The sequence below is a fragment of the Opitutia bacterium ISCC 52 genome, assembly GCA_014529675.2.
In the GTDB taxonomy this organism is placed as follows: domain Bacteria; phylum Verrucomicrobiota; class Verrucomicrobiia; order Opitutales; family UBA2995; genus UBA2995.
On sequence record CP076040.1, the window covers coordinates 2,398,828 to 2,423,484 of the forward strand.

At 49.1% G+C, this 24,657-nt stretch carries 15 protein-coding genes and 2 pseudogenes; 11 read left to right on the plus strand and 6 right to left on the minus strand.

The features are described 5' to 3' along the window. Window positions 1-163 precede the first annotated feature (163 nt). From GA003_10185 to GA003_10195, 3 genes are read right to left on the minus strand one after another with little or no spacing between them, the layout of a single operon-like run. A complete protein-coding gene (locus tag GA003_10185) occupies window positions 164-1,516 on the minus strand; it encodes a sulfatase (GenBank protein ID QXD30292.1) in 1,353 nt (450 codons plus the stop codon). 19 nt (window positions 1,517-1,535) lie between these two features. Then, a complete protein-coding gene (locus GA003_10190; GenBank protein QXD30293.1) occupies window positions 1,536-2,012 on the minus strand; it encodes an ADP-ribosylglycohydrolase family protein in 477 nt (158 codons plus the stop codon). Between the two features lie 6 nt (window positions 2,013-2,018). Then, a complete protein-coding gene (locus tag GA003_10195) occupies window positions 2,019-2,849 on the minus strand; it encodes an ADP-ribosylglycohydrolase family protein (GenBank protein QXD30294.1) in 831 nt (276 codons plus the stop codon). Between the two features lie 116 nt (window positions 2,850-2,965). Between GA003_10195 and GA003_10200 the strand changes: the two genes are divergently transcribed. The 3 genes from GA003_10200 (at window position 2,966) to GA003_10210 (ending at window position 7,630) form a co-directional block, all read left to right on the plus strand. Further along, the gene (locus GA003_10200) at window positions 2,966-4,075 is read left to right on the plus strand and encodes a lactonase family protein (protein ID QXD30295.1); all 1,110 of its coding nucleotides are present in this window, start codon (window positions 2,966-2,968) and stop codon (window positions 4,073-4,075) included. Between the two features lie 409 nt (window positions 4,076-4,484). Further along, window positions 4,485-5,966 (plus strand): hypothetical protein, encoded by a 1,482-nt coding sequence (locus tag GA003_10205; protein QXD30296.1) that lies wholly within the window; start codon window positions 4,485-4,487, stop codon window positions 5,964-5,966. Between the two features lie 44 nt (window positions 5,967-6,010). Further along, entirely contained in the window at window positions 6,011-7,630 is a 1,620-nt protein-coding gene (locus tag GA003_10210) for a hypothetical protein (protein ID QXD30297.1), read from the plus strand. A 3-nt stretch (window positions 7,631-7,633) separates the two neighbouring features. Here GA003_10210 and GA003_10215 read toward each other — a convergent pair whose 3' ends face one another. After that, window positions 7,634-8,875, minus strand: a complete 1,242-nt coding sequence (locus GA003_10215; GenBank protein QXD30298.1) for an NAD(P)-binding domain-containing protein — start codon at window positions 8,873-8,875, stop codon at window positions 7,634-7,636. A 55-nt stretch (window positions 8,876-8,930) separates the two neighbouring features. Here GA003_10215 and GA003_10220 point away from each other — a divergent pair, with 55 nt between their 5' ends. From GA003_10220 to GA003_10245, 6 genes and pseudogenes are all read left to right on the plus strand, one after another. Then, the gene (locus GA003_10220; protein ID QXD30299.1) at window positions 8,931-11,216 is read left to right on the plus strand and encodes a PQQ-dependent sugar dehydrogenase; all 2,286 of its coding nucleotides are present in this window, start codon (window positions 8,931-8,933) and stop codon (window positions 11,214-11,216) included. A gap of 10 nt (window positions 11,217-11,226) precedes the next feature. Beyond that, window positions 11,227-13,503, plus strand: coding sequence for a PQQ-dependent sugar dehydrogenase (locus GA003_10225; protein QXD26436.1), 2,277 nt, complete (start codon window positions 11,227-11,229; stop codon window positions 13,501-13,503). An 80-nt stretch (window positions 13,504-13,583) separates the two neighbouring features. After that, complete coding sequence (locus GA003_10230; protein ID QXD26437.1) at window positions 13,584-13,946, plus strand: DUF2237 domain-containing protein; 363 nt, start codon at window positions 13,584-13,586, stop codon at window positions 13,944-13,946. 62 nt (window positions 13,947-14,008) lie between these two features. Next, window positions 14,009-16,096, plus strand: a complete 2,088-nt coding sequence (locus GA003_10235; protein QXD26438.1) for a prolyl oligopeptidase family serine peptidase — start codon at window positions 14,009-14,011, stop codon at window positions 16,094-16,096. Window positions 16,097-16,174: 78 nt separating this feature from the next. Then, window positions 16,175-17,644 (plus strand): sulfatase, encoded by a 1,470-nt coding sequence (locus GA003_10240; GenBank protein QXD26439.1) that lies wholly within the window; start codon window positions 16,175-16,177, stop codon window positions 17,642-17,644. A 687-nt stretch (window positions 17,645-18,331) separates the two neighbouring features. Continuing rightward, window positions 18,332-18,748, plus strand: a pseudogene (locus tag GA003_10245) (DoxX family protein). Window positions 18,749-18,847: 99 nt separating this feature from the next. Here the strand turns inward: GA003_10245 and GA003_10250 are convergent. Together GA003_10250 and GA003_10255 are read right to left on the minus strand one after the other, a co-directional pair. Continuing rightward, a pseudogene (locus GA003_10250) lies at window positions 18,848-19,252 on the minus strand (group III truncated hemoglobin). A 73-nt stretch (window positions 19,253-19,325) separates the two neighbouring features. Then, window positions 19,326-21,011, minus strand: coding sequence for a CehA/McbA family metallohydrolase (locus GA003_10255; protein ID QXD26440.1), 1,686 nt, complete (start codon window positions 21,009-21,011; stop codon window positions 19,326-19,328). Window positions 21,012-21,249: 238 nt separating this feature from the next. Between GA003_10255 and GA003_10260 the strand changes: the two genes are divergently transcribed. Both GA003_10260 and GA003_10265 read left to right on the plus strand, forming a co-directional pair. Continuing rightward, window positions 21,250-22,641 carry a sulfatase gene (locus GA003_10260; protein ID QXD26441.1) on the plus strand — a complete coding sequence of 464 codons (1,392 nt, stop codon included), beginning with the start codon at window positions 21,250-21,252 and terminating at the stop codon, window positions 22,639-22,641. A 93-nt stretch (window positions 22,642-22,734) separates the two neighbouring features. Continuing rightward, the gene (locus GA003_10265; GenBank protein QXD26442.1) at window positions 22,735-24,432 is read left to right on the plus strand and encodes a divalent metal cation transporter; all 1,698 of its coding nucleotides are present in this window, start codon (window positions 22,735-22,737) and stop codon (window positions 24,430-24,432) included. Window positions 24,433-24,657 lie beyond the last annotated feature (225 nt).

Below are 24,657 nucleotides of genomic sequence, written 5' to 3' on the forward strand. Positions count from 1 at the left end.
CTTACAAATATAGCAGCTTAAAAAAAACAGACTTTGCTGTTACCGACAATCCAGGCTTTTAAATGACATGCCTTTAAGAGGCCAAAGATATTAATTTGCTCGAAAGTTAATTCCGCCAAATCTTTACGCCTTTTGTGCTTTATGTGGTTCCCAATAATCGATCTCAGTTCGGCAGGTATTTGCCCAGGCGCTGTTTTACAGGATGAAGCGACTTATCCCCGACTATGTTATTCCACTCATTCGGATCAGCTTTCCGATCATAGAGCTCTTCACTGCCATCTTCGTACCGGATATATCGGTACTCTTGGGTAGTCACGGAATGATTGTAGCGGAACAAAGTTGTTAAAGCTGGGTGATTCCAGAATCCCTCGGGACGCTTCAGAAGAGGAACCAAACTACTACCTTCATTCTTTGGATTAGCAGGGAGTCCGCAGAGATCCAGCAAGGTAGGATACATATCGATCAGGCTAACCACACGATCGCTTACCTGCCCCTGAGGAAGCCCGGGTCCGGCGACCATCATTGGTACACGCGTAGACCGATCCCACAGGGTTACTTTCTTAAAGAGACCCTTTTCACCCAAGTGATAGCCATGATCCGTCCACAAATATACAATGGTATTATCGGCGTACTCGGAATCTTCCAAAGCGTCGAGGACACGACCCACCTGAGCGTCAACAAAAGTGACACAGGCAAGATATGCCTGAACGATGTTCTCCCACTCTTTGTTTTCGATCGCCCACTCAGTCGTCGGATATTGAGGTTCTTGAGCCACACTTGGAGCAAAGGGAGGAATGTCTTCCCAGTCGTCGGCCTTATAAGGCGGGAGAATCAGCGACTTGGTATCCACTTGTTTATCAAACCACTTTTGCGGCACAAACCAGGGAACGTGAGGCCGCAGAAATCCAGTCATCAGGAGAAAGGGTTTGTCGTGCTCTTCCTCTAAACGATCGATAGCCCAAGTGGCCGACCGATAATCAGCGGTTTCTTCATCTGTTTCCGGATGGGCTGCCCAGTCTGTGCTCGTCTTGTCGCTTTTCCATTTAAAGCCAGGTTTGGGTCGAGGTCCAAATGGCTCTCGACCACCACTCATATCGACGCTGCCTTCCGGAACGTGGTTATGACAGATCTTTCCCACCGCCATGGTTTTGTAGCCATGCTCAGCGAAATATTCGTGTAGAAGAAGCGTGCCTTTCTCATGAGCCCGTTGCTGCAGCTCCTCATCCTTCATGTGGGTATAGAATTCCAGAGAAGTGGAATGCATGCCCGACATCAGACTTGCTCGCGATGGGCCACAGAGCGGGAACTGGCAATGGGCATCTGTAAATAAGGTTCCACGTGCAGCCAGGCGATCGATGTTAGGAGTTTTGGCTTGGGGATGGCCTTTGAGTACCGCCGGCCAGTTGTTTAAATCATCAATGGAGATGAAGATTACGTTCGGCGGCGTGGCAGCCGAGCAAAGAGCGGAGAGAAGAGAGCAAAGAGCAATGTAGAATGGGAGGAGAGACTTGTTCATAAAATTAATACGACAGGATTTAGCGGATCCGTGAGGATAGAAGCGATAGTTTTTCTGATAGCTCAGCTGTATAGACACTTGGATTTTGGTTTTGGACTAAAGCGATCCATTCCGGCCTCAAATCATCCATACCACGATAAGCCCCAACCAGGGTAGCCACAAAGGAAGCCACCGTGTCGTTGTCCCGACCGTAGTTGACTCCGTTTTCTACGGCAGTCTGGAGGCCCAGCTTCATGGAATAATCCGCTATGGCTAGTGGCACGCTCAGCATTTCTTCACAAGTACACATCTCATAACCGGTTCCCACCGCAAAAGTTTCATGAAGGGCTTTAACAAAATCGATGTAATTGGTCCGAGATGGATAGTCATCACGTCGCTGAAAGCGATCCGGCAACTGAAGCGCTTCCACTACCTGAGGCTTCAGAATCTCGACAGTGTAAGCTCCTTGGTCATATAAATAGTCCACCAAACCACCACTCAATAGATTCTTTCGCACGCTATCTCACTCACGACCTCCTAGTCCATCAGCCAGCAGTGCAGATATAAAGGCCGGGTAAACCGGAGCGTTGCCAATATCTAAAAAGTTCATGCCCAGAAGGTACCGAAATGCTTTATCGGGTTCTCCTGGAAAGTAGGTCGCCAAGGGCAGCAATGTAATCTGCCCAATCGGCCACTCTTTCCCTTCCTGATAGGATCCATCATGCCACTCCGCTTTAAGATTTTTGTCTAACGGTTGAGCTTCCCGATCAACCAACTTCCAGTAGCCAGTTGGCTCTTCGTTTTCATCCAGCAATTCCTCTCTCCGCGCAGGTGGACTTAAGAGTTCAGTTTCGGGAATCCGCACGGAAGTAGACAGCTTGGTTAGCTCCCACCAAAACCACATATCTAAAAAGCATTCTTTGAGCACATCTTTATCAGCATCCACAAAACGGGTACGCGATTGACGGTACTTATGAAATATTTGTTCTGCCAGGAACAACTGGTCCATCACTCCTTCTCCCCTGAAGTCCAACATGCTCTCGGCAACAAAAAGGCGCAGCCTTGAATCATCGGTATAGGTACCAGAACTAGCCCCTTGTTCGTAGACATTCCAATGCGACTGATACCAACGACTGTACGGCGTATCAAACGCATCAACCCATCCTCCCTCCTCAAGAAAAGTCTGCGATGCTTCAGTACTACGACCCTCATGAGGCCCCGCAAGTGCATCAGCCACGGCCGATCCCATGAGCATACCGAAGATGCGATCTGCCCGATGCGGACGGTCATCTTCACGGATAAGAGCACAGCCCATTAGAAATGCTAACGAGATGCCTCCTACCCAAAATCGCAAAAACAACCTATATTTCACCCAAACAAGCTAGGGTTATCCCCCAGATTCCTCCAGACTTTATAAACTTAGTCTGATAATTCTTGGACAAGCGCACCGACATCGTTTCAATTTCGAGTATGAATAAACTTCTCCCTTTAATCTCTCTTCTCATTTCTCCTCTCCTTATGGCCGATTCGATTGACGTATTTTTTGGAACTGCCGGAAACCAAACCAAAGGCATCTACCATTCCACCTTTGACACTGAAACCGGAAAACTAGGACAGCCCTCTCTGGCAGCAGAAATCGGTTCGCCCGGTTTCCTCGCGTTTGGTCCAGATAAGGAGTTTCTCTACACCGTAGGTAACGATGGTGAACCCTGCGTCGCTGCTTATAAGGTTGGCGAAGGCGGAAAACTCACTGCGCTGAACACAGAACCTATTGGCGATGGCGGCGGTGCCCATATTTCCGTCTATCCTTCCAAAAAGTTTCTTTTGACCGCTCAATATGGTGGAGGCTCAGTTGCTGTCTTTCCCATCAACAAGGATGGCTCGGTGGGCAAACGTTCTCAGTTGATTGAACACGAAGGCGGCTCAGGCGTGGTCGAAAGCCGACAAAAATCTCCCCACCCTCACTGGACCGGTTACTCGCCCGATGGGAAGTTTGCTTTTGTGCCGGACCTCGGTCTCGACCAAATCGTCATTTACAAAGTGGATGAGCGCAAAGGATCCATCAGTCATCACGGGCACGCCCAATCTGTTCCAGGTGGTGGTCCACGTCACATGAAGTTTTCTACCGATGGAAAATACATCTACCTCCTCAACGAGCTCACCCTATCCGTAACCACCTTTGCCTACAATGCCAAGGCCGGCACCACAGAACGACGCACCACGACTCCCGCACTCAGCGAAGACGCCAAGGCTCGTCAGGAATTCAATTCATCGGCTCAGATCCTGGTGCACCCGAATGGCAAATTTGTTTACTCCTCCAACCGCGGGGACGATTCCGTCACTCTTTATTGGGCCAATCAAAAATCAGGGCACCTGGCTGCCAAAGATGTCGAGAACGTCCGTGGAGCATTTCCTCGGAACATCAATCTGGACCCCGAGGGCAACTGGCTTCTCACCGCCGGACAGCATTCGAACACCGTTACCGTTTTCGCCATTGATCAAAAGACTGGTCAGATGAGCCATCAGGTAAATAATACGATCAACGTACCTGGACCCATTTGTATTTTGTTTAAGGAATAGGCGAACAGATGTTGTTGCTAAAGCCATATGCACAACTATTGGGTCGAAAAAAACGATAGGAGATCAGTATAGCCTATAAGTTTAATATGCCTTTTGGTGCTAGGGCTCGATGCCGTGTCGAGGCAAAGCCGACATCAACCACGAGTCGCTCGTCAAAAAATCCCGGACGGTTTTGGTGTTGTCTCTACCTTCCTTGAACCGGCGTTCCATCCCTACCTATTTTCTGATATCTCACACTAGCTTTTTTTCCTGAGCTACCTTTTCGCCTGATCGAAGCTGGATAAGGCTCAATTGAGGTTATTCTACGGAGACTCATTAAGGGATTCCCTGAAGTAAGTTCTATCCTCTCGAAATTCCAGGCTATCCACGACACAGTTTTCGGTGTACCAGCCAGTTATTTCTTCATATCGTGAAACGCAGTCTCTTTTTCTCTTTTGCCTTATTAGTTTGCCTCGGCTTTCAGTCCATTTGGTCGCAGAGCTTTGAAAATTTACCACTCGTGATTGCCAAGCGCGGTGACGAAGCACCCGGCAGTCAATTGCCCAACGGCACCTCCGACCTGATATTCAATGCGCTATCCGCACCCGCCGTGACAGCCAATGGGCGACGGGCTGCCTTTGTCGCCAGCCTGACCAGCGGCATCAACAACACAGAGAACCGCAAAACCATCTGGTTTGCCGACCTGCAGGAGGACGGCTACCACGACCTCAAGCAAGCAGCCGCCACCGGCATGCCAGTGCAAGGCTTGAGCGCCGAGGACGAAGGCAAGGTGCTGAACCTGGGTACTATCAGCCCTTTCGACCTCGACAACACCCGCAACCTTCCGCCCATCGCCCTGGATCCCGAAGGACGCAACGTAGCATTTATAGCCCGCCTAAACACCCAGGAAACGGTGGGAAAAGGTTCCTCAGGCGACCCGGCTGTATTTATAGCCAGCGATTCGGGCATTCGATTGGTGGCCAAAGAAAACGAAGAGTTCACCGTAACGATCAGCTCCGACTTCGGTTCATCCGATGAGTCTTTTGTGCTAAGAAGGTTTTTTGCCCTTCAGTACATCAATAGCCGCATGGTATTTCTAGCTGGTTCCCAGTTCACCGGAATCGGCGTCTTCGAATATGCCGGAGGCAGCTTGAACCCGCTCTTCCTCTCCCCGGGATTCAACCCCAATGCTTATATGGATCCCACTCAAGGTGAGATCAGGGTTAGCAGTATTGGATCCCTTGGCCTGAACAGCAACGGAGCACTTGCTTATTTAATCAGTGGCACCACCAAAATAAATGCCGAGATTAACGGCAGCCGATTTGTCGATGCCCTTCGGTATCGCCCCTCAGTTGGACAAAATTTTGTTTCCGTGGCCAAATCATGGGACTCACTCCCCGGAGATCCTACCCATTTTATCAGCGGATTTTCCGATTATAGTTTAAACGAAGGAAAGGACATTCTCGTAAGTGCCAGGCTTGGCGTCTTCGATGGCGACACACCCATCTACCCTACGGATCAGTTTGCGATTCTCCACTACGATGCGGATGCCCTGGAGTTGGAACCCAACCTCATCGCCGTCACCGGTGATGTAGCCGAGGGCCTACCGTTCGATGGAGACCGAGGCATTATTAACCGCCTCGAAGCCGTAGAAACTGCGAGCGACTACACTACTTACTCTGCCTATTATCCAGGAACAGAAGGCAGCTTTTTGCCGCAATACGCTCTCTATCGTACTAACTTAAGAGAAGCCAGTCCCAGTGAACCAGTCTTCTACGTGGATGGACTGGCCAATGTAAATGGAGTCGGCACGGTAACAGGCATCCTAAACTACCTTCTGGGCCCGCGGGGCGACCAGTTAAAATTACAGGATCTGACGAGACTCATGTTGAAATTCCAAGAGATCTATTAGGGAGAGCCATTCAACTGAGTGTAAACCCAAACATTGGCGAGGCAGTGGATCTGATTACCGACATAGCCTACCAGGGGTATCTCCCCATCGAGGCCCGGTATGGCAATGGATTAAGTTCCTCCAGCAACCGAAATCAGCTGGGCCGAGTCGATCAATGGAGAGTCTCGGACACAGGGAATGACGATCTGCTCAACCGACAGATTACCTATACCCCAATCGGCTATCATAGTACCGTAACCAATGAGAATGAAGATGTAACCAACTACTTCTATGACTCCGCTTATCGTGTAATTGAGGAAGAAACCGTGAATTCCGACGGAAGCACTAAGGAGAAAATCACTTACGATTACGACGATGCGAATAATCGAACCGCAGTAACTTTTCAGCTAGGAGAAAGCCCTCCTGAAACCAAAGACTACTCCGTCGACGAACTAAACAGCTGCACAAAGATCGGCTCGCAGGTATTGACCCTGGATGCTAATCGTAATCTCACAGACGATGGAACTTTCCGTTACAGCTACGATGCATTCAACCGTTTGGTCGAAGTGCGTGACCAGGAAGGCAACTTGTTGATTCAGTATACTTACGATGCATACGACCGTCGCATTCAGCGTATTAAAACCGAGGCAGATGGCACGCCGGTTTCCAATCACCGCTATATCTACGATGGAGGTAATCTCATCGAGGTATGGGACGCGGATTCAGATGAGTTAGTAACCAGGTATACATACCTAGATGGACAACTTATTTCCAAAACAGACTCAACAGGAACTTACTACATTCACACCGATCCTCAAGGACATGTCGTAGCGGTCACCAACGAAACGAGCGAAGTTACCACCAAACAAAGCATTGATGCTTTTGGCAATCGCACGGTCGAGCAAGGAGAACCCTTCGAATTCGGTTACCAAAGCTGGTGTGTGGATCCAACAACCGGATTCAGTTTTGTGAATGGCCGTGACTATAATCCAAAAACCAGACGAACCATTCAAAACTCGATGGTCAACCCGGTGATCGGTTCACAGCCACAGTTACATTTCTTGTATTCCGCTGGAGGCTTGTTCTCATTGACAGCTCCCGTGCCGATTCCGATCGAAGTCAATCCACTGGATCCACGAGCACGACTGGATAATTTCATGAGCAGCCGAACCACAGATGCCATCAATCCGCCTGGGTTAAGTCTACCTCGACGAACTTATACAGCCCCGCGCCCGCATCCACGCTTCGATGATGACGATGATTTTGACGACGATGACCGTCCCGCCCGTCCGACCTACTTTCGACCACCCGGTTACAGTGATCGACCAGTTGTAAGCTCTATCCTTAAGGAGGTGGGATCAGCACTGGTTATTGATTTCAATTTTTATAATCCGATAGAACCGGAAATCCCACGCCTGCCTATCCGAAACAACCTGGCGTTTTCGGCAGATCTAATCACCGAAAGGTTTCCAATCGAGAACAACTTTGCATTCTCAGCGGATTTAATCTCTAATGATCCGCTACTGTCTTTGGCTGAACTGGCGTTTATCTCAATCACCGAATACAATTTTGAGAATCCGCCAGAACTGGTCCTCAGACCGGTTGTTTACAGGCCGGTAGTTAGGAAACCGAAATACGTCAAAAGTATACTGGGCGATGTTAGAAGCTCATTGGTAATCCCTTAGAGCCTAAAGATGATCTCGATAATTTACAGGATCGTTTAGGCGGGCCAAGCGGACCTGATTTGCAAGTGGCACAAACCAATCCGGTAACGGGGCAGCACTACACTCAAGGGCCAACTCGTTCATTTGTGGATACAGCTCTTCCCCTTTCTTGTGGAAGTTGCGTTGCTTGGGTTTGTTGGATTTCAACCACTCCGATTTTTCTTCGCACCAGGTTTTCATGCGAGATTGGGAGGGTAGCTCAAAACCTCCCGCAAGCATTCGGGCGAACCACTTCGCCTGTATCTCAAATAAAGGAAAGGGGATCACTGCATAGGGTAGTCCGACGAATGCAATGGTGGGGTGCGTTGGAGGGATTAATTCTTTGTAGAGCGGATGTACCCAATTATCCACGACGTCAATAATTCCATCTTTAAGGAATGGAAAAGAGTAGTGATAGCCGGTACAGAAAATGAAGGCATCCAAGTGATTGATCAAATTTCCGTTCTCCAATTTCAAATTTCCATTTGTCAATTCAACTGGGGCGCCGCACCTCTGAATACCCTCCCCCACATCTATGTCCGAATGTTCCTCCGCACACCAGTATACCTCTTTGGCTACTTTATTGATTTCCAAAGATAAATCCAGCACTGAGGCTGCAGCTCCAAAAAGGGCAACTCGTTTCCCTGCAAACGGATCAGCCACACGATAGTTGTGACTGTGCATCAGGAGCCCATTGAACTCATCCATGCCCGAGATATCAGGAATCCGTGGTTTGGCGTAGTGACCATTACAGACGATGACTGCTTCGAAGGTTTCCTCAGGGCACTTTTCAGATGCGACCAACCATTTCCCTGCTCCGGCAGACTGAACGGAAGTGACTCCATTGCCAAAGTCGATGACGGGTCTGAGTTCAAAATGATCCGCGAAGTCTTCCAGATATTTACGCACCCGTTCATGGCTTACGAACTGGGACACGCCTTCCTCCGTTTCGAACGGAAAGTCACGATAAGCCATAAGCTTCCTAGGCAAGTTGGTTCGCAGGCTTTTATAAAGTGAGCCGTGGAGAGGTTGCTCTGGATTTTGCCCAAGGAGGTCGTCTTCAACATCGTCCGTGTATTGCCATACTCCTCCGACCTTGTCCGATTTTTCGAATACGCGGACTTCCAATCCTTGCCGCAGACACTCCCGAGCGGCTACCAGCCCAGCGGCACCGGCACCGATCACGGCGACGCGCTTTTTAGGAGGACTCTGCGTGGGTTCAGTCAAAACAGTTCGACAAGTTGGGGCATCCCGCTAATTAATCAAGCCCTTCACTATCCTAATGCCCCAGTATCTACTTAGAATCATACTCTGTTTATTTCTCCCCACTATCTTGTGCGCGCAGGAGCGTGTGCCCTGGACCAGCTCCAAAGTGACGGGATCACCAGAGCCACCCCCACCCTATGTAGCGGAAACTGTTTGGCCAAATATCACTTTTGATCGTCCCCTGGACATGACCCTGCTGGAATCGCAGGACCGACTGTTTATCACTGAGCACGATGGAAATGTCTATTCACTGCCGGCTGATCTCAGCGAACGTCCGGAAAAAGCGGAATTGGAGTTTGACGCCCGGGACACAATACAAGGTCTACTCCGTCTGCTGGGGCTCGAGTTTCATCCGGATTTTGAGAATAACCGAAGGATGTTCCTCTACTATGCCCTGAAAACGACCACCAATAACAAGTTCGAATTAGAGCTGAGTGAGTTTCAAATGGATGCAGAGGGAGGCTTGGTCCCCAGTAGTCAGAAATCATTCCTTCGCTACACCGGGAATGGTCACACCGGAGGGGATATCCAATTTGGACCTGACGGCATGCTCTACCTTCCCATCGGTGACCTGACGCCTCCTTCCCCACCCGACGGCAATTTGTCAGGTCAGAACATGAGTCACCTGGCTGGTAAGATTTTGCGGATTGATATCGATAAGCAGGATCCCGGACTGCCCTACGCAGTTCCCAAGGACAATCCCTTCATAAACCTGGAAGGCGCTCGCCCTGAGATCTGGGCCTATGGATTTCGTAACCCCTGGAAGCTGTGCTTTCATCCTGAATCCGGCGAGGTCTGGACCGGTGACGTCGGCTGGGAAATTTGGGAGATGGTTTACCGCGTCGAGAAAGGCGGCAACTATGGATGGTCTATCATGGAAGGCCCGATGCCGACCAATAGCGGTCAGGACTCTGGACCTTCACCCATCAGCCCTCCCACCGCTGCCTACGATCATATCCAAGGTGCTTCGGTGACCGGTGGATACTTTGTAACCAGTCCACGGATACCAGATCTACAAGAAAAGTATATCTACGGTGACTATGTAACGGGTAAGGTGTGGGCATTGGACTGGGATGGTGAAAAGGTTGCCAGCAATGTGGTGATCGCCGATACACGGCAGGCTATCGTTACATTCGGCCAGGACAATCAGGGGGACTTGCTTTTTGCAGAACTTCTAAACAATACCAGCCTGCAACGTCTCATTCCTAATCCCGCCAGTGACCGCTCTGATGAGTTTCCCCACCGACTGAGTGAGACCGGTATTTTCACCAACGCATCTTCACAGGATGCTGCGGACGGCGTTTACGGATTCGATATCCATGCTCCTATCTGGCATGATGGTTACGAAGCCGACTACTGGGTGGGTATGCCCAACAAAACGGGACTGGAAATACGGCCTGACCAACGTCGAGGATCTCCCGTCATGCAATACGATAATCCGAAGGACATGGTCCTGGCGAAAACCATTCATAAGAATGGCAACAAGGTAGAAACCCAAATCCTCCATCATGATGGTTACTGGAAAGGTTACAGTTACCAGTGGAACGAGGAGCAAACAGACGCCACCCTCGTAGATAAGGGTGGTTTGGATACAATGATCGATGGCAAAGCTTATCGCTTCCCGGCGCGCGATGAATGTGTTCGCTGCCATGGCAGTAACTTCAATCGCCCCCTTGCCTTCTTTCCGGGGCAGATGAATCTGGGTAAACAACTGCAAAACTTTAATAAGCTAGGAATCATCGATGATAAATTTGTGGAGATTGCTGACAAAATACCGCTGACCAATCCCTACGACGAGTCGCAGCCGATTGATCTCCGTGCCCGTTCCTGGCTCCACTCCAATTGCTCTCATTGCCACAAGGTATCCGGAGGCTCCGGCTTAACCGCACAGATGAACGCCGCCGTTCCAAATTCGAAATTGGAACTGATCAACTACCCACCCACCAAAGGGTATTTTGGCTTGGAAGGCGCTCCCCAGATCGACCCGGGTAACCCATACAACTCTATACTCTACTATCGTATTGCGACCCGTGGCGCCGGACACATGCCCATGGTGGGAGTAAGAACGATTGATAAGGAAGGCGTTAAATTGATTCATGATTGGATTCGCTCCATGGATCCAGAAAAACCGATCGCCAATGCTTCTACCGAACCCAAGAACGTCCAGGAAGCGTTGGCGCTCTACCACGCCATACAATCGGGTGAGTTGAGCGAATCCAAAGCGAAAAAAGCCGTTGCTGAATGCATGCAATCCAAAGATCCTTTTGTCATCAATTTGTTTGCCCTGTTTGAATACAACTAATTCCCCATCTATGCCTCGGATCCTTTTTCTATTATTTCCCCTACTGACCATTCAAGCTTGGTCGAACGAACGCGAGCCATGGACGAATTCAAATATACAAGGCTCCCCCGAACCACCGCTGCCCTATCAAACCGAAGAGATATGGCCACATATCGAATTCGAAGACGCGCTGGACATCACCCTTCTCAGATCAGAAGAGAAACTTTTTATAAGTGAACAAAAAGGTAAGCTCTGGATACTACCAGCCGACCTGAATGCACAACCCGAGAGAGCAATTCCAGCTGGAGACCTAAGCGAGCTTGCTCCGCACCTCGCTAATCTATATGGCCTGGTCTTCCATCCTGACTTTCAAGAAAACCGGGAGCTCTATTTTTATTTCCAGATACGACGCCCGGGTGAGGAAAATAACATTCGGATCAGCCGCTTTAAAATGAATGATCAGCTCCAACTGGTCCCAGGCAGCAAAGAGAATCTCTTAGAGTTTCCAGGCAGCGGCCACAATGGCGGTGACATGCACTTTGGGCCCGATGGTATGCTTTACTTTACAGTGGGCGATTTAGACGCCCCGTCACCACCGGATAAGTACAATGTCGGCCAAGACCTGAGTAATCTCGCCTCAACGGTTGGTCGCATCGATGTAGATAGCAAAGACCCAGACCTCCCTTACGCCATCCCCAAGGATAATCCCTTCGTTGATACTGCAGGAGCACGCCCCGAAATTTGGGCCTATGGCTTTCGTAATCCCTGGAAGATGTGTTTCCGTCCTGGAACCAATGAAATTTGGCTAGGAGATGTCGGCTGGGAAATGTGGGAAATGGTTTACCGCGTTAAAAAAGGTGGAAATTATGGTTGGTCAATCATGGAAGGGCCAGTGCCATTGAAGCCGAACCAGAAACAAGGCCCGACACCTATCATTCCGCCGGTAACTTATTACGGTCATACGGTCGGTGCATCGATAACCGGAGGTTATTTCTTAAACAGCTCACGACTTCCAGATTTGCAAGGCGCCTACATCTACGGTGACTACAATAGCGGAAAAGTGTGGGCATTGAAATGGGACGGAAAACAGGTTAGTAGCAATCGCCTTATTGCTGATACTCGAAAACGCATTGTCAGCTTCGGCCAGGATATAAATGGAGACCTCCTATTTATTGACCATCCAGACAAAGGGCAACTGTACCGCCTCATAGCTAACGAAGGCACAAAACAAGTCAGTAACTTCCCTACACGATTAAGCAACACTGGCCTTTTCAAGGATGTTAAATCGGAATTACCCTCTACCGGAGTATATCCATTTAGCATTACATCACCCACATGGCAGGACGGAAACGATTCCAGCTACTGGGTGGGTATTCCTGGAAAAGGTCGCATGGAAGCAGCTATCGCCTACCGGGACGAGCTCCCATTACTTCGCTTAAAAAAGCCTAACAACACCGTACTTGCAAAAACCATACACAAGAATGGCAAACGCATAGAAACCCAACTATTACACTTTGATGGTTTTTGGAACGGCTATAGTTACCAATGGAACGAGGAACAAACGGACGCAAAGCTGGTTCACAAGGAAGGCCTCGATACGGTAATCGATGGTAGCCGCTACCGCTTTCCAAGTCGCGACGAATGCCTTCGGTGTCACGGTAGTAATTTTTACAGCCTTCAAGCATTCCTGCCCAGTCAATTAGACAAAGGAGACCAATTAAATCAGCTTCTTGAACTAGGGCTCATTGACAAGGAATTCAAAACCATGGCTCATATGGAAAACCTGGCCGACCCTTACGATGAGGATGCACCTATTGATCAAAGAGCAAGATCCTGGATTCATTCCAACTGCTCCTATTGCCACAGAACCTCAGGAGGAGCCGGTGTCACATCCATGTTCAATGCAGCGGTTCCGACAGATCGTATGCGCCTGGTAAGCACCTCCCCCGAAAAAGGAACCCTAGGCCTGGACGAAGGCTTCCTCATTGACCCCGGCAATCCTTACAATTCGATTTTCTATTACCGCATCGCCACCAAAGGCGCAGGCCACATGCCCATGATCGGTCCAAAGACCATGGATAAAGCAGGCATTCAGCTCGTTCACGATTGGATACGTTCCATGGATCCGGAGAAAGAGATCCCTAAACCGTCAAAAAATCCGCAATCCGTCGGCGAAGCACTTGCACTTTACAACGCCATCCAGTCAGGTGAATTGAACAAAGCTGATGCCGAGCAGGCGATTGCGAATTGCATGAAGTCGTCTCTACCGTTCGTTATAAATCTTTTTGCCGGGTTCACCTTAGATTGACTCCATTTAAATTTTACCGAGCGGGAGCAATAAATTATTAGCTGCATTGACTCACGCTCTGGATTCCTAATCGTGAACCCATGGCCCTCAATGTCCTAGGAGAAGAACTCATCGCCTGCAGCGAATCACCCATGACCGGATATTTCCGGAATGGGAAATGTGATACCTGTGCGGATGATCGAGGTATGCATACCATCTGCGTTCAGGTGAACGATGAGTTTTTGGACTTCAGCCGAGAAAAAGGAAACGACCTTATCACGCCTATGCCGGAGTACCACTTTCCTGGTCTGGTCGAAGGCGACTTCTGGTGCCTCTGCCTGCAGCGATGGATCGAAGCTTACAAGGAAGGCGTTGCGCCACGAGTCAAACTGGAGGCTACCCATATATCCGTGTCTGAGTTTGTAGATATCGAAGTGCTCAGAGAATTTGCGGCCAAGTCGTGATTCAGGAGATCAATAATAATCTTCGCTTTTCAAAATGGATTGGATGACTACAGTCGTACTCTATGCATACCTCCCCAAGAATCAATTTTCTTCGAAATACAGCCTTGTTTCTCTGCGTTTCCCTCACTGTGACTTTTGCAGCTGAAGACGACCCTTACCTTTGGATGGAAGAGGTCGAAAGTGAAAAGGCTCTAGCCTGGGCGAAAGAGATTAGCGATCGGACCACAGCCGAGTTTGAAGCGGTTCCGGAGTTTCCAGCTATCCAGGAAAAGCTCCTTGAGATCTATAACTCGAAGGACCGCATTCCATCACCCGCTTTACGTGGCGAGTATATTTACAATTTCTGGCAGGATCCCGATCACGTGCGAGGTATCTGGAGAAGGACGTCCTTAGAGAGTTTCAAAACAGAGGATCCTGACTGGGAGACGGTGCTGGACATCGATGCTCTCGCTGAGAGCGAAGGCGAAAATTGGGTATGGAAAGGTACCAGTTTCCTGAAGCCTGAGGGCCGACATGGAATGATTCATCTATCGCGAGGAGGAGCGGATGCAGTCGTCAGTCGCGAATTCGATGCTGAAAAGAAAGCGTTTGTAGAAGATGGATTTTACTTAGAAGAAGCCAAATCACGCGTGTCCTGGCTCAATGAAAACACGTTGCATGTAGGCACTGATTTCGGTGAAGGCTCGTTGACGGATTCTGGCTATCCAAGAACAGCCCGCATATGGAAACGCGGTAAGCCCATCACGAAGGCATCCACCCTCTTCGAAGGCTCCGTTGAAGATGTTGCCGTAGGCAGTTACAGCACGCATACACCTGGGGGACGTTACGACATGGTGCAGGTTTCTCCCGAATTCTTTACAGGGCGAAGCTATATCAAATTGGGAAAAGAGCTGGTCAAACTGGATATTCCGGAAGATGCGGAGTTCGAAGGGATATTTAAGAAGAGGCTACTCGTCTATCTTCGATCCGATTGGGAAGTCGGTGGTAGTACTTATCCGCAAGATGCATTGCTGTCGATTGACCTCTCCGCCTTCTTACAGGGAGAGCGAACATTCAGCATACTCTTTGAACCGGAAGAACGCGTGGCTTTCAATCAAGTTACCAGCACGAAGGACCATCTCATATTCTCAACCTTGGATAATGTTCGAAGCCGACTCTATAGAGCTTACCTGAGTCGCGGCCTTTGGATAAAAGAAGAGATTGCGATGCCTGGATTGGGCACAGTGAGCCTGGGAAGCACAAGTGAAACGGATAACAGCTTCTTTTTCACCTACACGGATTTCCGGACTCCCTCGAGCCTCTACCTTGTGGAAGATGGAGGAGCTCCACAAAAGATTAAGTCTTCACCTTCTTGGTTTGATTCAAGCGGCGTGGACGTCGTCCAGAACGAAGCTACTTCCAAGGACGGAACTAAGATCCCCTATTTCCTGGTCACTCCGGAAGGCTTCGAAGCCGATGGCAACAACCCGACCCTACTCTACGCTTATGGAGGTTTTGAAATCTCTCAAAAACCTCAATATTCAGGATCCGCAGGAACCTCCTGGTTAAACAAAGGCGGCGTCTATGTCGTTGCAAATATCCGCGGCGGCGGAGAGTTCGGACCCAAATGGCACCGGGCGGCCATGCAGGAAAAGCACCAAAACAATTTCGACGATCTTATCGCAGTAGCCGAGGATCTCATTGCTAGAAAGGTAACATCCCCAGATCACCTTGGTATTCAGGGTGGATCCCAAGGCGGATTATTGGTCAGCGGTGCTTTCACACAAAGACCGGAATTATTTAACGCAGTCGTGAGCGCCGTCCCCTTAGCCGACATGAAACGCTTCAACAAGCTCCTGGCTGGGGCCAGCTGGATGGCCGAGTATGGAAATCCGGATACAGACGATTGGGAATACATGAAGCTCTGGTCGCCTTATCAAAATCTCAGCCCGGACAAAGAGTATCCAAAAGTTTACTACTGGACCAACACACGCGATGACCGCGTTCATCCCGCCCACGCTCGTAAGATGGTAGCTCGTCTTCAGGAATACGGAAAACCCGTCTATTACTACGAGAACACCGAAGGCGGTCATGGAGGCGGCGCCAACCTCAACCAGCGTGCCTACACTGCAGCCTTGTCTTACGCTTACCTTTGGAAGATGCTGCGCTAACAGGCCAAACTGGGGCTTGGCAAAAATCCTATCCGCAGCCTAAGCATCTCCTACAAAATTCACCTTAAGAATATTCCCATGAAACTTCTAAATCGATCCCTTCTATTCCTCCTCTTTACGGTAACATTTCTTTTTGCCGATAGTCGTCCCAACATCCTCTGGATCATCATTGATGATATGTCGGCGAACCTTTCCTGCTATGGGGAAACGGCTATTGAGACGCCACACTTGGACAAACTGGCCCAGAATGGCGTTCTCTTTTCTCAGGCCTACGTAACGGCTCCGGTCTGTTCGACCAATCGATCAGCATTTATTACAGGCATGTATCAAACGTCGATTGGCTCGCATCATCACCGAAGTGGACGTGGTGAGATTAAGATTCATTTACCCAAGGGCGTGCGCCCCGTCCCCGAGTTATTTCAGGAAGCCGGTTACTACACCACGATTACCGGTTGGCCCAATCGTAGTAGAGACACCTTGGGTAAAACAGACTACAACTTCGAATGGGATCGCGATATATATGATGGTCCTGACTGGAGTAAACGGAAGGATGGTCAGCCCTTTTTCGCACAGATCCATTTGCCAGGTGGCAAGCACCGCTCAAGCACTATGGAGGGTAACAAAAACTTTCGCGAACGCATCAAAAGGGACTTAGGAAGCGTTACGGACTTATCCCAGGTCAAACTCCCACCCTACTATCCAAACGATCCTGTCTTAGTTGATGACTGGGCCGCCTACCTCGACTCAGTGCGACTGACTGACAAATTTACTGGAGACATCATTCAACGATTAAAGGATGAAGGCGACTATGAGAACACCGTGGTGCTCTTCATGACCGATCATGGCATCAGTCATGCACGGGGAAAGCAGTTTCTTTACGACGAAGGGTTACACGTACCGCTCATCATTGCAGGTCCGGGTCTAGAAGCCGGACAAAAGCGAGATGACCTGGTTGAGCATATCGACATCGCTGCCCTCTCATTGGGATTGGCCGGAATCGATATTCCCAAGAAAATGCAGGCCAAAGACATTTTGGCTGACGGCTACAAGAAACGGAATACCATCTATGCAGCTCGTGACCGCTGTGACGAGACCGTGGAACACATGCGTGGATTACGCACTCAGCGTTTCAAGTATATCCGCAACTACCTGTATGAGCGCCCTCACCTGCAGCCTAATCGCTACAAGGACAAAAAGGATATCATAATTGCGCTGCGTGCTGCGCACAAGGCAGGCTCCTTGAACGAAGCCCAGGAAATGATTTTCAACGCACCCAGACCCAAAGAAGAGCTCTACGATTTGAAAAATGATCCTTACGAAATTAACAACCTGGCAAACGATCCCAAATACAAGAAGCAACTGGATCGATTCAGTAAACGGCTCGATACATGGATCAAAAAGACTGGAGATAAAGGCCCCGAATCAGAAGCCAGATATGATAGCGACATGGCCGTTTACATGAATTCAAAAAGCTCAGACCCAGGAGCGAATGAAACGCTTACCCGAAACATCGCCCTCATGAAAAAGTGGGCGGCCGAAGAGAAGTAGGTATATAGCCCAGCTTCTCTGCAAGAACGCTAAGAGAGCAATTGATTCTCAGAATAAGGAAGCTTTTTCGAGTCATTGAGAAATCAATGCGCCCAGAATGATAAATTACATATCCTGGCCGTTAGGACTCGAATACTGAACACAGCTAACTACTATCTGCTATATAATTGAATTATATATTGCAATATAAATCACCTTAATGAAACACTTTTGAAACATAAAAAGTGATTCTAATATTGTTTAAAGTTTGTGATTACCCTGAAATGAATCGCAGATAGAAAACATTATGAATTCAATATCAACCAAAAGAGATATCTCGTATGAACACTAACACATCACAACGGAACGGTTCGGCGCTGCGAAGCCTTTTGAAAGGCGATGGGCTGGCTAAGGCATTTTTTCTTACGGCTGCCTTTCTCTCCTTTGTCTTTTCCGTGAGCTTATGGTTTAAAGGGTATAGAGAAGAAGGACTATTCGTAGGCATCTGGGTGCCGTCCATTTGCTCTGCAGGAGCACTAATCTTAGCCGGACGAAGACATGGATGATCAAGTTATTCTAGTAGCTGGCTGCGTAATCTCCTTTCTCTTTCTGGGGGGTGCTTACGGTGTGTTGATTGGATTTTTCAAAGATACCACTCAATCAGGATCCGACAAGAACTCTGACGACTAACATTCAACTCAAACTGAAATGAATATTTTATTATCAATAACCCAAATCATTGCTGGACTGTGTGTGCTGAACGTCTGGACTCGGAGAACCAATCGTCCCACAGCATGGCGAGGCGGCGAATCAACCTCAATGCAACAAGAATTCGAAGCTTACGGCCTACCATTCTGGTTTATGAAAGTAGTTAGGTGGACAATAATCCCCTTAGCATAACTACTCATAGCGGGTGTATGGCTACCCTATCTTACAAAACCTGCAGCAATAGGTTTAGGACTGCTCATGCTTGGGGCTATAACCATGCACATGAAAATCGAAGACCCACTCCAGAACCGGTTGCCGAAAACGGATTCTCCTTCATTTGGGCAGCCCAATAATCGTCGAACAGTTGCTGAAGGTCTTCTGCAACCGAACCGTAAGACCCGACGAAAAAAATCATAAAAGCCAACACAATAACAAATAGTCGATGAAGAGTCATAAGCATCCAGAGAAGCTAGGGTTCCAGGTATCTTCAGTTCAAACCATAAAGACGTCCTGCGACTAGATCAGCGACTGAGAATTCCCAAACGGATTAATCCCCATGCGAATCTGAAAGGTGTGAGCAATGCTCTTGGCCGCCCCTTTCGCTTGATTCGCTTTTTCCCCAACAAACAGCTCATCGACGTTCGCGATGAATAATCCGACCCAGCGCTCAAAATGTTCGCGATCGACAGGTAGATTTATGTGCTTCGCCATGGGATTCCCGTGATAATCTCTTTTGCCAAATAACATATTACCCCAAAAGGCATACATGGTTGGTAAGTGCTTCGACCAATCCTCCACCCTTTCATTAAAAACCGGGCCCTAGAGATCGTCCTCCCGGATGGTTTCATAGAAAGTGTCGACTAACTGCTTGATATCATCGTCGCCAGTTATGTCGGCAACAGGTGTTTGATCACTTGACATAGGGAACGTAAGTTGGTTTTGGAACAGCTTGTACGCATTCCTCCATACTGCAAGAGAGGGAGGTAAATAAGCACTAATCTATTTGAGGTCGCAGTTTCCGAATCGCTTGCTGAAATAAGCCGACCGCTCTCTCTCGATCCTCATTCGACTGATAAACCCCGGAGCTTTGATAAAAGTCGGCAAGCGCCTCAAATGAGCGAACCATGATCTCAGCATCTTCAGCCGAGTGTACTGGTTGATCCCCTACAATCACTCGAATAACTCCAGCATGAGCCATGGCATCGAAACCCTGAGCTTCAATTGCCGCCCCTTGCCCCCAGGCTGAAATCCACCCACTTTCCGTAATTTCGATATCCGTCTCAATCGACCAACGATTGACACCGTCAATCTTACGTTTCCTCACATTGGCGGCCAAGTCCTCACCATCCTTAACAATCATTAATTTGCGCAAGCGTAAGGGCGAGTGCAGGGCTGCCCGAACAGTAACCGTTCCTCCACCTTCAGGTAAGTAAAGCGTTCCTCCCATACTTTGGCCTTCAACCTGAAAGTCGATCATCGGTCCTCCCGATATGAATGATCGTCCTGCCCTCATGGCTTCTTTAAATCCGTCAAAACTCAAGTCACCTCCCGTATTCACGTAAGTGCGAATTGCTCCGAACATAGGTTGCCAATCGTCCCTGTATGGTGAGTTCGGCAAGTCAGTCCCGGCCGCCATGGGAAGAAAGATGCCACAGTTCATGAGTCGGTACCAGTTCTCAGTATCGTAAATAAATCCGTTGCTTACTTCCCAGAAGTCGACTGCTCCCATAATGGCATCGGCCAATGAAACCGAATGCCGGCCCAAAGTTCCGCCATGCGCTACTCCGGCAAACCCGTTTCGATTCCGCGCTTCTTCGAGCACGTCATACAATGGAGGATAGTTTTCATTCACCGCTGGCGTTCCCAATCCTCCCGTAGAATAAGGCAGAATAACCTCATCCAGACCAAGCAGGTTGATATGACCTTGTTGGTTATCACGGTACTCCTGCCCGGGAATCAACATGTGATCACCATCCGTCCCCTCGCCTGCTGAACCATAAGCAAACTGACTCGACCAGACACCGGGTGTCATCCCGCCCTTGAGAACCATGAAGTGCCCTGTCTCAAGCCCATCGGCTTCAAACATGGAGAACCATTTTTCGTCGTCCTCAGCAGTCAAACGATCGAAATGCAAATGCTCATCAATGGCGATCCAACCGTCTGCTTTGAGGTTCACCCACCGCTCGAGCTCAATAGAAGCATTCGTTTCCTGACCGCTTACCGCTACCGATACGGACTCAGCGAAGTATTCAAACCCTTTGGCAACCGACACCGTTACTTCCTTGGTTCCGGCAGGCAGACTGACCGCGACCGGACCCAGACCTTTTGAGAACTGCATGGTTGAGCGATGATTACTTCTCAGATGAATCGAAGTAAAAGAGATGCCGTTGTCGCCGACCCAGCCAGGAAAGTGGGGTTCACCATCCACTTGAATGCTGAAACGAGCTGGCGTTGGACGACCAGTGTTTCTATCCAGAATGTCGATGAAGAGTTTTAGCCCATCCGGTTCTGCAATCTCGTTAAAGCTGTGCGTTACGGGAGAGTGCTCATGTGCCAAGGTAACTCCAGTAAGCAAAATCAGAAAAGTGGCCAAAGCTAACCCAGGTAAATAATGATTTAATTTGGTTACTGGAGCGGTGAAGCGCATACCAGAGATTATCCATTGAGGAGATTTGGGCATCAAGCTCTATTGTGTAAATGATACAGGACCCAAGGAATCATAATATAGGTAACAGAATCTTTTACTATGGAGAATCTAACCAAGTTAGGGCAAGAGCGTCCTCGCTCTGCCGTTTCCCGGGGCGTACGCTGCGACAGAGCGAGGACGCTCTTGCCCTCCCATTCTACAATTGTTTGCATAGCATAAAACCATTGAGATTCTATTAAGCATACTTCAGATTCATACATTCTTCTCTAGAATGAACTACTCAAGATTCCTCCTTCTATCTCTCATCTTTGCCATCTGTTGCAGTACAAAGGCAGCGAAACCCAACTTCGTCTTCATTATTGCGGATGATGCCAGCCACTTTGATGTCGGCTGTTATGGTGGTCAGGCCTATACACCCCATATGGACGCCTTGGCGAATCAGGGTATGCGATTTACCCAATGCTTTCAATCGTCACCCACTTGTTCTCCTACCCGCCATAATATCTACACCGGACAATACCCGTTCAAAACGGGTGCCTACCCGAACCACACCTTTGCTGCTCCAGGAACAAACAGCATCGTTCAATACCTGAAACCCTTAGGCTACCGAGTGGCTCTGAGTGGAAAGACGCACATCAAACCAGAATCCGTTTTCCCATTCGAATATCTCAGCAAAGGCAACAACCCGGACTTCGATGCAGTTGAAAACTTCATCAAGGAGTGTGAATCAAGTGACACACCCTTCTGCTTGTTCCTTACATCAAACGAGCCCCATGCCCCCTGGGATAAAGGAGACGCCAGTCGCTACGATGCGAAAACCATTGATCTCCCCTACACCTTTGTTGATACGCCAGAAACACGAGATGCCATGACCCGCTACCTGGCGGAGATTACTTATTTCGATGATCAAGTCGGGCAAGCACTAAGCCTCCTGGACGAATACGGCTTGTCGGATAACACGATGTTCATCGCAACCACCGAGCAAGGATCAAGCTTACCTTTTGCAAAGTGGACCCTCTACGATGCGGGTCTTCACACAGGATTCATAGTGAGATGGCCGGGCATGGTTGATCCAGGAACCACCTGCGATGCACTTATTGAATATTCAGATGTCGTTCCGACATTCGTAGAAGCTGCTGGCGGGAAACCTGCATCCATTCTGGACGGGAAGAGCCTGATCCCTTTGCTCAAACAGCAGACCACTGAGCACAAAGACTACGTATTTTCACAAGCAACCACCCGAGGAATCATCAATGCACCCGAGTATTTTGGTATAAGGTCCATTCGGTCACAGCAATTCAAATACATCTGGAATTTTACGCCAGAGGTTCAGTATGAGAACGTGGTCACGATTCGCGAGGACACCAAATGGGGGGAAAGCACCGTCTTTAACTCCTGGAAGCGAGCAGCCAAAACCGATCCTGATGCAGCCGAAAAAGTACACCGTTACCACTTCCGCCCCAGTGAAGAGCTTTACAATATCGATCAAGATCCTAACGAATGGCGCAATCTAGCCGAGGTCCCCGAATATGCAGCGGCAAAGAACCAGCTGCGTGCTGAGCTCCTTAAGTGGATGGAGAAAACGGGAGACAAGGGTCAGCAATCTGAACTCGAAGCTGACCTCCACAGCGCTAAAATGTTAAACGCAAATAAGAAAGGCTAGTGGCAGATTCGGCCTGAATCGTTCGATTAAAGCTTTCATCGGAGCTGCAATTTTGCTGTATTCACAGTTTCCTACTGAAACTCAATCAATCATATGCCTGACCCCATCATCGAAAAACAAAGGGAGATGCTTGTCTCGGCCGCCAAAGAAGGCAAAGGCGCATCAGTAAAAACTTACATGAAGCTCTCAGGCCCTGGTTGGCTGCAGAGTGCGATCACCCTGGGAGGAGGCTCTTTGGCCGGTAGTTTATACCTGGGTATCATCGGTGGCTATGAACTGATGTGGTTGCAACCCTTGATGATGATATTCGGCATCGTGATGTTGAGTGCCATCGCCTATGTATCTCTTTCGACCGGCGAACGCCCACTGGCTGCTTTAAATAACCACGTGAACCCAGTTTTGGGTTACGGATGGGCTGTGGCTACACTCATGGCCAATATGGTTTGGGCCATGCCACAGTTCTCTCTGGGAACGGCTGCCATGCGGCAAAATCTCGGACTTTTCTCCGGCGATGGAGGGGAATACATCTGCGCCATCATCTTGTTCGTGATTGGGGTATTTGTTGTGTGGCTCTACGATGCCAGCGCTAAAGGTTATAAAATCTTCGACTATGCACTGAAAATCATGGTGGGGATTGTGGTCCTTAGTTTCTTTCTTGTTGTATTTGCTCTGACGTTCAGTGACCAAGGCCTGCCTTGGGGAAGAATCTTCGCTGGATTTATACCTAAGCCAAGCATGCTGTTTGAGCCTGCTTCATCCTTAAGCCCATTAGTAGCAGCGTCTTCGGCTCCAGAATATTGGTCCGACCTACTGGTCTCACAACAACGTGACCGCATGGTGGCTGCTGCCGCAACCGCGGTAGGTATCAACATGACCTTCCTGCTTCCCTACTCACTGCTCAAACGAGGCTGGGACAAAGATTTCCGCGGATTGGCTCGTTTCGACCTGGCAACCGCACTATTCATACCTTTCCTGCTAGCCACCAGTTGTGTGGTCATTGCAGCAGCTTCTCAGTTTCACGCTAATCCTGAGCCAGGATTAATTGAGGTTCACAGTGGAAGCACCGTTGAAGTATCACCCAAACTTCAAGCAGCCTATGAAGGCAATCTTTCGAGCATGCTTTCAGCCACAGGAGGTGGAGACGCAACAGCTTCCATTATGGGGGCTCTACCCGAAGCCGATCGTCTTTTGGCCGCAACACTTATTCAACGTGATGCTTTCGCCCTGGCCAACTCGTTGGAAAACCTGGCTGGTCCAGGGATCGCCCAAATCGTCTTTGGCATCGGTGTAGTTGGCATGGCTATCTCTACCATTATCATTCTGATGCTCATCAATGGTTTTGTGATCTGCGAACTGGCAGGTAAGCCCACCAAAGGGAAACTCTACTTCATTGGTTGCCTACTGGCGGGAATCGCCGGTGCACTCGGTGCTCTCTTCCTCTGGAGTGGCAAGGCGCAGTTTTACCTGGCCGTTCCAACCAGTCGATTCGGCATGGTTCTTCTACCGATCGCTTACATCGCCTTCTTCTTCCTGATGAACAACAAGAAGCTTCTTGGAGAAGCTATGCCTCAAGGAACATCCAGGATCTGGTGGAATATCATGATGGGTATCGCAGTACTTTTGGCTCTCACAGGCGCCACCATTTCGCTCCTGAATGACAAGGCGATGATTCCGGGCACAGGTATCTCAATCAAAAGTATAGCTTTTGTGCTCCTGGCCCTACTTGCGGCCTGGGCTTTGATCATCCATTTCAAGCGAAAAGGTAGTGGAGATTCTCCATCCTCGGCATAGCCGCTCAAGAAACTTCTCCATACCCAGTTAATTGGACGTTAACCAGCAAAGTCTTGGACCTTGCTGGTCCATAGCTTTTTGAAAACTGCTCAAACACTTCATACTAGTAGATACTCACAATGTAGCCTGAGGGCATGGGATAATGGATCAAATGCGCTTGTAAATCCCGCGCCTCACCCGGTCCACCTTGTTAACTTAAAACTGCTTGGCTCACTCTACATTAAA